The sequence below is a fragment of the Prevotella multiformis DSM 16608 genome (assembly GCF_000191065.1).
GTDB lineage: Bacteria > Bacteroidota > Bacteroidia > Bacteroidales > Bacteroidaceae > Prevotella > Prevotella multiformis.
Genome location: NZ_GL872282.1, coordinates 1,033,967 through 1,046,845 on the forward strand (window position 1 = coordinate 1,033,967; position 12,879 = coordinate 1,046,845).

Annotated in this window: 7 protein-coding genes and 2 pseudogenes; all 9 read left to right on the forward strand. The window is 40.9% G+C overall.

Features of this window, described 5'->3' with window-relative positions; genetic code table 11:
* Positions 1-93 precede the first annotated feature (93 nt).
* A pseudogene (locus tag HMPREF9141_RS04220) lies at positions 94-4,479 on the forward strand (RHS repeat-associated core domain-containing protein); the annotation flags it as partial.
* Entirely contained in the window at positions 4,466-5,311 is an 846-nt protein-coding gene (locus HMPREF9141_RS04225) for a hypothetical protein (RefSeq protein WP_007367262.1), read from the forward strand. The pseudogene HMPREF9141_RS04220 and the gene HMPREF9141_RS04225, both read left to right, overlap by 14 nt.
* A gap of 1,230 nt (positions 5,312-6,541) precedes the next feature.
* Positions 6,542-6,767, forward strand: a pseudogene (locus HMPREF9141_RS13560) (RHS repeat-associated core domain-containing protein); the annotation flags it as partial.
* Between the two features lie 47 nt (positions 6,768-6,814).
* Positions 6,815-7,486 (forward strand): DUF4347 domain-containing protein, encoded by a 672-nt coding sequence (locus HMPREF9141_RS13830; protein ID WP_257009570.1) that lies wholly within the window; start codon positions 6,815-6,817, stop codon positions 7,484-7,486.
* On the forward strand, positions 7,467-7,952 hold the full coding sequence (locus tag HMPREF9141_RS04235) for a toxin-antitoxin system YwqK family antitoxin (RefSeq protein WP_007367264.1): 486 nt from the start codon (positions 7,467-7,469) through the stop codon (positions 7,950-7,952). The genes HMPREF9141_RS13830 and HMPREF9141_RS04235 overlap by 20 nt, the downstream gene beginning before the upstream one ends.
* A 136-nt stretch (positions 7,953-8,088) precedes the next feature.
* On the forward strand, positions 8,089-9,882 hold the full coding sequence (locus HMPREF9141_RS04240; RefSeq protein ID WP_370991927.1) for an RHS repeat-associated core domain-containing protein: 1,794 nt from the start codon (positions 8,089-8,091) through the stop codon (positions 9,880-9,882).
* A 14-nt stretch (positions 9,883-9,896) separates the two neighbouring features.
* Positions 9,897-10,745 carry a hypothetical protein gene (locus tag HMPREF9141_RS04245; protein WP_007367266.1) on the forward strand — a complete coding sequence of 283 codons (849 nt, stop codon included), beginning with the start codon at positions 9,897-9,899 and terminating at the stop codon, positions 10,743-10,745.
* 69 nt (positions 10,746-10,814) lie between these two features.
* The gene (locus tag HMPREF9141_RS04250) at positions 10,815-12,443 is read left to right on the forward strand and encodes an RHS repeat domain-containing protein (RefSeq protein WP_257009571.1); all 1,629 of its coding nucleotides are present in this window, start codon (positions 10,815-10,817) and stop codon (positions 12,441-12,443) included.
* Positions 12,430-12,795: a hypothetical protein gene (locus HMPREF9141_RS13320; RefSeq protein WP_007367268.1), complete on the forward strand. Its 366-nt coding sequence runs from the start codon at positions 12,430-12,432 to the stop codon at positions 12,793-12,795. The genes HMPREF9141_RS04250 and HMPREF9141_RS13320 overlap by 14 nt, the downstream gene beginning before the upstream one ends.
* The last annotated feature ends 84 nt before the right edge of the window (positions 12,796-12,879 follow it).

A 12,879-nucleotide genomic window follows, 5' to 3' on the forward strand; every position in this document is an offset into this window, starting at 1 on the left:
CTATTCACAATAATTAATTGGAGGGTGTGTCTGAATAAAAAAGATATTCGTGTGGTTTCTGAAATGCAAGATTACATTCAAGGAGGATTTGCTTCTGACGGCGTCAGCTATACCGAGGCCGCGATGAGGGACATTGACGGTGACGGACATCCAGATATCGTCGTCGCTGACGGAGGGAGGCGGCTCATAGTCTACCGCAACCTTACGGGCAGAACGAACCTGCTGCGCTCCGTGACGCTTCCTTTCGGCGGCCATATCAGTATCGGGTATGAGCAGACAACTCCGAGTTACGATTTGCCGGGACGTCGCTGGGTGATGTCATCGGTTGAGACGACAGGTGGATACAAGGAGAACGGAGCAGTACGAAGCAGGAATACCTTTGAATATAGCGGTGGCTACCGTGACCGCCGTGAGCGTGACTTCTATGGTTTCAAGCAGGTGCGTACCAACCAGATGGACACGGAGAACGGTGACAGACTCTATCGTTACTCGGTACAGACCTATGGTAAGAACAGGGATTACTATACTCATGGGCTTGTTACGAGTGAGTATCTCTATATCGCTGATGGAAAGAAACTGCAGGGATCTCTATATGACTACGACCTGAAGACCCTCGCCGCAGGCAGCAACACGGCCGACGCTGTTGTCTTCCCTGCTCTGAAGACGCTTGTTCAGAGTAACTTTGATGAAGTAAGTGGCGACAGTCTGTCTGTAATCGTTAGCAATACTTACGATGAATACGGCAACCTCCAAGGTTATAAGGAAACGACAAATGCTTATAGCCTAGAAGCAAGCTTCAACTATCATAAGATAACTGACAAGTATATTGTCAGCGTTCCGAGTCATATCACCGTCAGCAGCGGCGGCAGGACTTACCGTGAACGCTCAACGAAAGTGGACGGCAACGGTGAGATAACGGAGATCATGCTTCATAACGGTGACAAGCCTTCTGTCTATAACATGACTTACGATGGCTATGGCAACATCACACGTATGACGAAGCCGGAGAACTACAATCATCAGCGCATGTTCTATGCTTATACGTATGACGACCGCTATCACAGTCTTGTGACAAGTGTCAAGGATGCATACGGCTATAGTTCCAGCACGGCTTATGATGGTCTTTGGAATGCTCCCTCTGTAACGACCGACCTTAACGGTCAGAAGATGGAATACACCTACGATGCGCTGGACAGACAGCAGACTATCCGTGCTCCGTATGAAATAGAGAGCGGCCAGCCGTTTACCATCCGTTTTGAGTACTTCCCTGCAGAACGCAAGGCGCATACCGTCCATTATTCTAAGGAAGGCAACATTGATACCTATACCTTTGCCGACTCGCTGATGCGTGCCGTCCAGACGAAACAGACGGGCGTGGTGTGGTCTGGTGGCAGCAATCAAAAGGTCTCCATCGTCAGTGGAAGGGCTGTCATCGATGCCTTCGGACGTAATATTGCGGCTTATTACCCAATGACGGAGAGCTATGGTAACATCGGCACTTACAACCACGCTACGGGTGATCTGCAGGCAAAAACGGAGTATGATACACATGACCGTACCACGAGTGTGACGCTTGCTGACGGCAGTGTGACACGTACGGCTTACTCTATCGGTAGCCATGACGGTGAACCGATGCTCCAGACAACAGTCACGGATGCACTGGGACGACATGCAGAGAGCTATACGGATGCCAAGGGACGCAACCGTGAGACGGTGCAGCATGCCCGTGGTGAGGATATCACGGTGAAGTACAGCTATGACCCTGTCGGACAGGTGATGACGGTTCAGCATCCTAACGGTAAGGAGACGAAGTATGCATACGACTTGCTTGGTCGGAAACTGATGGTGAACCATCCTGATGCGGGTGAGACGGATATGACTTATGATGCAGCGGGTAATCTCCTGACGAAGCTCACGGCAGAGCTCAGGAAGTCGATATCTGACAAGGGCTGCATATCTTACACCTACGACTTCGAGCGACTCCATGAGGTGCTTTATCCTGAAAACCTCTTCAACCGTGTTACTTATACCTATGGTAAGGCTGGCGATAAATATAACCGTGCCGGTCGTCTTGCCCTCGTTGAGGATGCGAGTGGCGGTGAAGCGTATTACTATGGCAGACAGGGTGAGGTGACGAAGACCGTCCGTACAGTCATGGCGAGCGTGGCGGATATCAGGACTTATGTCTATGGTGCTACCTATGACAGCTGGAACCGGGTGCGGACGATGACTTATCCTGACGGTGAAGTGGTGACCTATCACTACAATGCTGCCGGACAGGTGGAGAGTCTGACGAGCAATAAACAGGGACGTCAGAGCGTTATTGTTGACAGGATAGGTTACGATAAGGAGGGGCATACGGTCTATACGAAACTCGGCAACGGCACGGAGACTACCTATACCTACGACAAGCAGCGTGAACGTCTGCAGGTGATGAACCTTACAGCGGACGGTCAGACTGTGATGGAAAACAGGTATCGCTACGATGCCGTGGACAACATCCTCGGCATCACGAATGCTGCCAACCCGACATCGCTTACAAAACTCAACAGGGCGAAGCTGGGAGGAAGGAGTGCGCATACGTATGAGTACGATGAGCTGAACCGTCTTGTCCATGCAAGCGGCAGGGCGAAGCGTGCATCGTATGACATGGTGATGTCGTTCGGACGGATGAGTGAACCGCTCACTAAGGTACAGAAAGTGGACTCAACGACAACTGCGAAGTCTTATAACTTTGCTTATAAGTATGAGGACAGCAACCATCCGACGGCTCCAACACAGATTGGTCATGATCATTACACGTATGATGCCAACGGTAATCCAACGCTGATAACGAATGATTCAACGAACACTACCCGCGAGATGTACTGGGATGAAGACAACCGCCTGATGGTACTCTCTGATAATGGCAAGACGAGTCGTTACACTTACAATGCTGCTGGCGAACGCATTATGAAGAGTTACGGTACGATGGAGGGTGTGTATATTAATGGTGCACCACAGGGTATCACGTTCCACGAGACGGATAACTTCACGCTCTACCCTGCTTCGATAATCAGCATCAACAAGAATCGCTTTACGAAGCATTACTTCATTGGTGACAAACGAGTTGCTTCAAGGATAGGAACGGGTCTGTTCAACAACGTCTATGGACGCAATGGTTCATACGTCACCGCTGGTCAACAGGATTATGCTGAACGTATGAATCAGATCCAGACACAGAAGGAAGCGTACTATAAGAAGGTGGGTGTAGCCCCTGGTGTACCAACAGAGAAGGGTGCGTACGGTGATCCGGAGAACACGGGTGTTGGTTATAATGCCGTCCTCACAGAACTCGGCAACCATGATGTGCCACAGGGTTGGATTCAGACTTCACATCCTAACACGACACCTGGTACCAACCCCGGTGCCCCAATCTCATGGAACGACCCGAGCAACCCTGATGACCCGCAGGCTGGATATGGCTACGTTCCTAATGATACTACAAAAGAAGAGACCTTCTTCTATCACAGTGATCACCTCGGCTCAACATCTTACATCACAGATGATAAAGCCAACATCACACAGTATGATGCTTACCTGCCGTATGGTGAACTGTTAGTTGACGAGCATAGTAGCAGTGAAGAACTTCCATATAAGTTCAACGGCAAACAGTTCGATGAAGAGACAGGTTTGTACTATTACGGTGCAAGGTATATGAACCCAATCACGAGTTTATGGTATGGGGTGGATCCGTTGGCTGAGAAGTTTCCGAATATAGGGGCGTATGTTTATTGTCATGGGAACCCTATTAATATGATAGATCCTGATGGGAAAGATGATTATAAACTAAATAAAAATGGGCAGATATCTTTTTGGAGAAGGACAAATGCTAAAACTACAGATAGGATCTTTTCTGGTAAAAACAATATTCTCGTAAATAAAGGACTTGCTTCTCAGTTAGTCAAAAATCAGACACGAAATGGAACAATTGCATTAACTAATAAGTCTGATGATGCTTTTAAATTCTTTAAATTCGTAGCAGATAATACTAATGTAGAGTGGAATCTTATAGGAGAAAGAAGTGATAATGGGGGAGTTGTTTTCAAACTTAATTCTGATTTTCAATCGAAGACTGCTGGTGTCAATCTTGTAAATGCGGGAAAATTTTTATTTATGTTACACAGCCATCCGTGGGGAAGCAATAAGGGAGTAACAAGAGCATCAGGTAACTATAATGAGTATAAAAATACACCTGCAGGAGAATTAGTAGAACAGCCTTACAGAGACGGAGATGTGTGGACATTAGATGATATTTATGGAAGGTATAAACAAGACCATCCTCGTCAGACTTTGGATAACTATCCCAAGGCATTTATCTATTATGCTGGTGACTCGAAACAAGCAAAACAATTATATCAATATAATCTTCAAAAGTCAAAGATTAATCCAATTTTTAATCCAAGCTATCAACGAATAAGAAAATATGTCTATAGATAACATAACGAAAACGGTTTTTGTTCTGGTTCTCTTTTTTGCACTTTCGGGTTGTACAATCAAAAAGGAACCATTTTCCCCATCTCTACAATATGTGCTTAACCAATTCTCTAAAGAGCATCCAGAATATAATGTGATACAAATACAAGTGTCTAAAATTAATAATTATAACTTGTTATTTATGAATGGGTTAGGTGCTTATGACCCAGACATGATTGATGGTTATTATATCTATAATGGAAAGTTAATAACATATTTCCAGACGGATAGTTTAGATAGGACACATATAGTAGATACAAAAGTCTTAAAAAAATATAGTGGCAAAATAGATGGCTACAGAAATGTTTTCCAATCAAAAGGTATAACGGAGCCAATTCAACGAGCATTTCTTATCACTAATGAAAATAGAATAGTTAGAATTCCCAAAGGTTTCTCCTTATTATCTAAGGGAGGCTATGTTGATACAAATATTATAAAGAATACGGGATTAAAGAAATTTCTTCATAACTATATTGAAAACGCCCCTTCAGTATTATATGAGCTTCGTTTTAAACAAGAGAAGGGTAAGCAGTATGTCATCTTCCGTCCAATGATTTTTTATGATTCTTCAAAATTTAATGGGTATTTCTTTTGGAATGGGCACTTGATAGTGTTGTATAATTTAAAACAATCAGGAGATTTATTGAACAAACAGAATATTTTGCATAGTCATAAGATACCCAATTATCGAAGTCTATTGATTGACGATTGGAACTTCCCTTATCCTATCAAGTTAGAAATAATAAATGATAAAGCGATAAAAGAACTTTCTTTAGAAGAAGGATACTTTTTATAATTAGGTGGTTTAGAAATACAAAAACATGACATCTAACCTCAATAGGATAGAATAAAATTGTTGTCCGCTAAACATTTTATTAGATATGATTCAAGGCTGAACTCCTCAATAGGGATTCAGCCTTTTTGGTTTTCTTTGTTCCAATGTAAAGAACATTTATAATCATGAGGGAAGATACACTTTTATTCTAATAATGCAGAGAAGCCAGTAATCTGTTGTTACAAAAGAAAAAAGAATATTACCAGTGTTGTAATAAAGATTTACAAATTGAAAATAGTAGGTACTCTTGGATATTTACAAAATAAGGCTCTATAACGAATCGTGTGGGTTGTGTTGATATTCCATCGGTTTGGTGCGGGTGCTTAGCACATGTTGTGCGGATGGTATGCACCACATGTGCGAAGGACTAACACCATTTCTATGTATGGGAGGGTAGGGATTTAATGTGAGTTAAGCGTATTAAGCCTAAGGTCAATTTGGAGTTGTGTTTAGTTGGAGGCTATTCTTTTATGATTTAGCGGGTCCTAATTATAAACCGCAATGGCATTCGGATCATTTTTAGACAAATCAAAGAATGCGGCAGAGAAAGCTACAGCAGATGCAAGCAAGAAGGCGGCGTAGCTATCAGCTCAGGCTGCAGAGTTATCTGTTCATCTGGTTCGTTCAACTCTTCCAACCAACTTGCAGTCTTTATAGTTACTCTTATGCTGGATTTTGTTGTTTTTCATTTACTGTCACTTCTGTCACTCTGTTCTCGCCTTTAATCACCTGAATATAAACCTAGTATGCGAGATGTTAAAAATGACAGCAACTAAAATTAAAACTTAATTAGGGGTTTAGATATCATACGAGAGTGTATTCATAGGCTTTGGGTACAAATGTATATGTCAATCTGTTAGCTCAGTGTTTTGATTCAATCAAAGGTGTATAACACACCCAATATAGCTTTTCTTCCTTGTACGAATACATTTACAAAATAAAGTTGTATATTTGCCTTAGAAAGTGCTATGTCGGATTATTTATTCTTTTCAAAAAGAGAATAACATAGCCGGCATAGTTACGATAAAACACATAACACTGAGCGTCTGCAGGCATTGAGCCTTACAGTGGATGTCGGGTTGTGGTGCAAGAGAAACAGGTCTCTTTGTGCTGTGATTGGAAATCACAGCAGGGACAGCTGTCTCTCGTATCTATGCCCTAACTTCACTACAAACGCTACTCTGACGCTCCAAACTATTAGTTGACGAGCATTCTTAATCCGAGGACCTATCGTATAAGTTCAACGGCAAGCAGTTCGATGAAGAGACTGGTTTGTACTATTATGGTGCAAGGTACATGAATCCAGTCACGAGTCTGTGGTATGGAGTGGACGCTTTGATAGAAAAATACACCACCATTGGTAGTTATGTTTATTGTTCTTCAAATCCGATTGTATTTATAGATCCTGATGGAAACCAAAAAGTTGTAGTTACAGGGGGTAGAGATAATCATAACAAAAATAGTATGAATTTTGTTGAAGCATCTAAAATACAAATAAAAGATTATATAAAACAAATTAAGCAAAATGGGTATAATGAAACATTAAATTGGCTTGTGTTTGATTTAGATTACAATTTTGAAGATAAAGAAAATATGAAAAAATGGGCTAAGAATAATAATGTAAAATTAGATTTTATAGCAAATTCCTCTGATCTTATAAAGAAGATTAATTCATATAGTCAAACTTCAGATTTGATTACTAATCTTTCCGTTTTCTCACATGGTACAGCAAGTAATATTGCTTTTGGGTACGAGAATACAGGATATGAATATACTCTAAATGATAAAACCAGTATCAATCATTTAAACGTGTATCAGTTATCAAAAAAATCATTTGCAGATAATGCTATGATTCATCTATACTCTTGCAATTCTGCAACTCCACGTGGTTTTGAAGGAAAGTATTTTCAATCAAGAAAAGCACTTATTAATGCTGTTGATAGAGGAAGAAGTCTTGCTGAAGATCTGCATAATGCGACAGGTGTTCCTGTGTGGGGAACAATTAGACGAACAGATTACTCTCCTGTAGTCAATGGACAGTTGCCAAAGTTAGGAGGAATGGGAGGTGACAATAGTCCATTTGTGAAAGGACAAACAAAAGCAATCTATGTGAGATATGGAAAGAAAAGAAATTAAAACAATAAAATGTCTGTGCCTAATTATCATTGTTTTCCTCTGTGGTTGTAAAGAAAAACATGTCCCCAAACGAACCAGTTCTGGGAACGATCGTATATGGGAAATTATTGATGTCAACAAACACATCTATTATATGAAACCTTCAATAGCGATTAGCCCCATTATAAAGACAGATAGTACAGTTATACATTTATACAATGATGGGACATTGCATTCTATTGATACACATATAAAAATAAAGAAAGATGTTTGGGTAAACGACGGAAAGAAATACCATTTTAATGAGATCTCACATCATATAGAAAAATGTGTTACTTATACGAACAACAAGTTGGATGGCTCAACTATTTACTATTATGATAATGGCTTAGTAGAACATATAGAGCAATACTCAGAAGGTGCAAAATGTGGCACATGGAAGTATTTTAACAATCAAGGTGAACTTATTCGCAATGTTTATTATTAGAGATTCAATATAGAGGTCAACAAGGAAATGGAGAAAGGTTTGATAGACAGTGCATTCTGCCACACTATACTATCTGATAAAAGCGAACGGTAAGGCTAAGCGTGCATCGTATGATATGGTGATGTCGTTCGGACGGATGAGTGAACCGCTGACAAAAGTTCAGAAAGTGGACTCAACGACAACTGCCAAGTCTTATAACTTTGCTTATAAGTATGAAGACAGTAACCACCCGACGGCTCCAACGCAGATTGGACACGACCATTACACCTACGATGCCAACGGTAATCCAACGCTGGTAACGAACGACTCTACGAACACTACTCGAGAGATGTATTGGGATGAAGACAACCGTCTGATGGTACTCTCTGATAATGGCAAGACGAGTCGTTATACTTACAATGCTGCTGGTGAACGCATCATGAAGAGTTATGGTACGATGGAGGGTGTGTATATCAACGGAGCACCACAAGGCATCACCTTCCATGAGACGGATAACTTCACGCTCTACCCTGCAAGTATCCTCTCTGTCAACAAGAACAGATTTACGAAGCATTACTTTATCGGTGACAAGCGCATAGCATCAAGGATAGGAACAGGTCTGTTCAATAACGTTTACGGGCGTAACGGCTCATATGTAACAGCTGGTCAGCAGGATTATGTTGAACGTATGAATCAAATCCAACGTCAGAAGGAGGCATATTACAAGCAGCAGGGCATTGCCCCTGGAGTACCTACAATGAAGGGTGCGTATGGTGACCCAGAGAATACAAAACGAGGGTATAACTCTATCATTGACACACTCGGTAACCACGATGTGCCACAGGGTTGGATTCAGACTCCACATCCTAACACGACACCAGGCACCAACCCCGGTGCACCAGTCTCATGGAATGACCCGAGCAACCCTGATGACCCGCAGGCTGGTTACGGTTACATCCCTAATGATACTACAAAAGAAGAGACCTTCTTCTATCACAGTGACCACTTAGGTTCAACGTCTTACATCACAGACGATCATGCCAACATCACTCAGTATGATGCTTACCTGCCGTACGGCGAACTGTTGGTTGATGAACATAGCAGCAGTGAAGACCTGCCGTATAAGTTCAATGGCAAACAGTTCGATGAAGAAACCGGCCTGTACTATTATGGTGCAAGGTACTTGAATCCAGTCACGAGTTTATGGTATGGGGTAGATCCGTTGGCGGAGAAGTTCTTGCAAATATGCTCATATAACATTTGTCTAAGTAATCCTATTCGCTTTATAGATCGGACAGGAAAGGCTGCTGGAGATTATATTACTGGGGACGGTACATATTTAGGCTCTGATGGTAAAGATGATCAAAAACTATATGTGTTAAAGATGTCCAACAAAGAGAATATTGAATCGTATGGGAATGCCAAAATTAATGGGCTTGACAATAAGATAAGGAATCGTATAATAAAAGAAAAAGATATTAGTAATAAAGAGAACTTCGTAGAAATAGATGGAAGTCGCAGAGTCCGAAATGAAGTTGTATCAAAGATTGGTGATAATGGGATGGGAGGAACATCTGACAACAATAATAGAGAATATGGTTTATCCTTCACTCGAAATGATCCAGAGACCTCAGTCTATTGTAGGATAGGAGATGTTGGTGATCCTGCTAAAAACAGTACTGTCAGTGTTAGTTCGGGAGATTATCCTGATTTGGTATATATCCATACACACCCTAGCGGAACAAATGGAAATTCTTATTGGATTCCAGGACCGTCTGCAGTGGATATAGATGTAGCGTCCTCTACACGTTATGTTATTTCCATGCGAGATAAGAATGTATATATTTATAATCATACAGGAATCCTATCTAAGATACAAATAGATGTTTATCAGAATTTTGGTCAAGTAACAAGAAGAGGTCTTAAGGAGGTTTCCGTTACAGATCAATAGAAATCATTCAAGAAATGAAAAAGAAAATTGTTTTTATTCAGTTCTGTATTGTATTGATTATATCTAGCGTAAATGTAAAAGGACAGAATGCTTCTTTAAACAAAGCATTGGAAATCTCATACTATAATTTCTTAAGAACAGTACCTGACAGGTGGAAAGATAAATTTGACAGAAAAGACTTCTATCTCGTCAATAATTATAATCCATATGGTTTTAATGTTCAAAGAATAAAGGGCTGGAATCATTTATACCTTAAGAACGGCAAGCCCATAACAGGAAAGAATCATGTCGGATATCCGCTTTTACAAATGATGGGCAGGGATACATTGCTGATAAAGATAGGGCAGCTCTCATGCAGACAAGATGAGATGTATGCCTTTACAGACCAATATACATCACTCTTTAATGTAGATAATAAGGCTTTTAAGGAAATTAAAATCTCTCAGATGGACTTATGTTATAAGTATGAGAATGCTGTGAGGCAAGGAGAACTTATAGACTTTGACAGTATTTATGCTAAGGCCGTTAAGAGAGCGATAGGCTCTTTGCAGAGGTCGGGAGTCCCTCGGCATTTAATATATATAAATAAGGATTATTTCCCAAGTTGGCTTTTCAAAAACCAACAAAAGAATGTAATTGAAGGTTCTGAATATAAAAAATACACCAACAAGAAATGTTACATTATCGGTTGGCCTATTTTATTTATAAAAAAAGGGAATATAGTTGTCAGACTGTATTGCGCAGACAAATCTAGTATAAGAAAGAAAATTATTTCAGAAGTACAATATAGATTTGATGAAAATAAAAAAAAGTGGACACTACGCAATGAATATTCCACTACGATGTCTATTAATATGAAATGACCAACACTGGTAACGAACGATTCAACCAAAACTACCCGTGAGATGTACTGGGATGAAGACAACCGTCTGATGGTACTCTCTGATAATGGCAAGACGAGTCGTTACACTTACAATGCTGCTGGCGAACGCATCATGAAGAGTTACGGTACGATGGAGGGTGTTTATATCAATGGTGCACCGCAAGGTATCACGTTCCACGGGACGGACAACTTCACGCTCTATCCTGCTTCGATAATCAGCATCAACAAGAACCGCTTTACGAAACATTACTTCATTGGTGACAAACGAATCGCCAGCCGTATCGGTACAGGCCTGTTCAACAACGTTTACGGGCGCAACGGTTCATACGTAACTGCCGGTCAGCAGGACTATGCTGAACGTATGAATCAGATTCAGAAGCAGAAAGAGGCATACTATAAGCAGCAGGGCATCGCCCCCGGCGTGCCGACGATGAAGGGTGCGTACGGTGACCCGGAGAACACGCACATCGGCTACAACTCCATCATCAGGGAGCTGGGCAACCACGACGTGCCGCAGGGATGGGTACAGACACCACGCCCCAACACCACGCCGGACACCAACCCCGGCCCTCCTGTCTCCTGGAATGACCCGAGTAACCCTGATGACCCACAGGCTGGTTATGGCTATATTCCTAATGACACAACGAAGGAGGAAACCTTCTTCTATCACAGTGACCACCTTGGTTCAACGTCTTACATCACGGACGACAAAGCCAATATCACGCAGTATGATGCTTACTTGCCGTACGGTGAACTGTTAGTTGACGAGCATAGTAGCAGTGAAGACCTGCCGTATAAGTTCAATGGCAAACAGTTCGATGAGGAAACTGGCTTGTACTATTACGGTGCAAGGTATATGAATCCTGTGGCAAGTATTTGGTATGGGGTGGATCCGTTAGCGGAGAAATTTGTTGATTGTAGTGGATATGAATATTGTATGGGGAATCCAATTAAATTGATAGATGAAAACGGACTCTATCCAACTTCCGTGCTAAAATTACATAAAACAGGTTGGTGGATCTTTTCTCGCAGTTATTACACTTTTACGCCTCCTGCAGCCCACCTGCTTTCTCTAGTTTCTGGTATTAATGAAAAGCATATTAAAGGAATGAGTATTTATGAAAGGAGCCTGTCACATCCTTGGCCGTATTACGACTTTTTTGATAAAACTGATTTTGGAGGTGTAACATTGCCACATGGCAACTCATTTGAGACTACTTATACTAGTAATCTGTTTGATGATGAAAAATTTGGACAAAGTGTTATGGATTGGTTAGCCATAGCAAGCCATGAAGTTGGTCACATTAAACATATCATACAAAGTAATAAGTTGGCAGATCAAATCTATTTAACTTTATTGAAAGCAAGAGAAAATTCAAATGGGAGGGCTATCGTTCCGAGTAAAGATGAATATCGCCTCCAGTATTATGTAGGAATGTTTGCAGATTCATATATTAAGGCCGGTTCTCATGATGGCTCTACTTTAGAACATGAAGCGGAAAGAGGACGTGCTATCTTTTATGACTTCAGTAAATTCTTAAGTAAAAATAAAAAGTATGGATCTGGTTTTTTAAGAAATCTTTTCCATTCAAAAAGATCAGACTCATATAAAATAGGAATAATTGATAAAATATGGAAAGAATATGTTGAGTATCGTAAAGCAAATGATAAGAAATAACACATCGTTTTATATATTCCTAATAGGTGCTTTATTGATGCTAAGCTGTACTCATTCTAATAGATTTAGGTATGACTTTATTTCCCAAAAATTAATACCTGAAGGTACCTTCAAGCGCATTAGGATAATAAGTATAGACGGGAAAGACGACATTATAAAGAATAAATGCTATGATTCTTTGTATATCTATGTAAGGGGGTTAAGGCCTAATATGGTATATATTATTTCGAATAATGGAGGAGACAGGAAAGGTTACACATCATGTTTTGAGACTAATTCAGAAGGGAAAATATATAAGGAATTGGATGTAAGCATTATTCCCGATTCCTTAAAGGAATGGGCAATATACTAATAAAGTTACAGAGTATGCACGACTTTTACAAAAAACGGTCATTGCTTATTATGAATTAAAAAAATATTCGTGTGGTTTCTGGAA

Coding starts and splice junctions, on each gene's coding strand:
- HMPREF9141_RS04240 (WP_370991927.1), top strand. CDS start 8,089: ATGAGTGAACCGCTGACAAAAGTTCAGAAAGTGGACTCAACGACAACT.
- HMPREF9141_RS04225 (WP_007367262.1), top strand. CDS start 4,466: ATGTCTATAGATAACATAACGAAAACGGTTTTTGTTCTGGTTCTCTTT.
- HMPREF9141_RS04245 (WP_007367266.1), top strand. CDS start 9,897: ATGAAAAAGAAAATTGTTTTTATTCAGTTCTGTATTGTATTGATTATA.
- HMPREF9141_RS04250 (WP_257009571.1), top strand. CDS start 10,815: ATGGTACTCTCTGATAATGGCAAGACGAGTCGTTACACTTACAATGCT.
- HMPREF9141_RS13320 (WP_007367268.1), top strand. CDS start 12,430: ATGATAAGAAATAACACATCGTTTTATATATTCCTAATAGGTGCTTTA.
- HMPREF9141_RS04235 (WP_007367264.1), top strand. CDS start 7,467: ATGGAAAGAAAAGAAATTAAAACAATAAAATGTCTGTGCCTAATTATC.
- HMPREF9141_RS13830 (WP_257009570.1), top strand. CDS start 6,815: ATGAATTTTGTTGAAGCATCTAAAATACAAATAAAAGATTATATAAAA.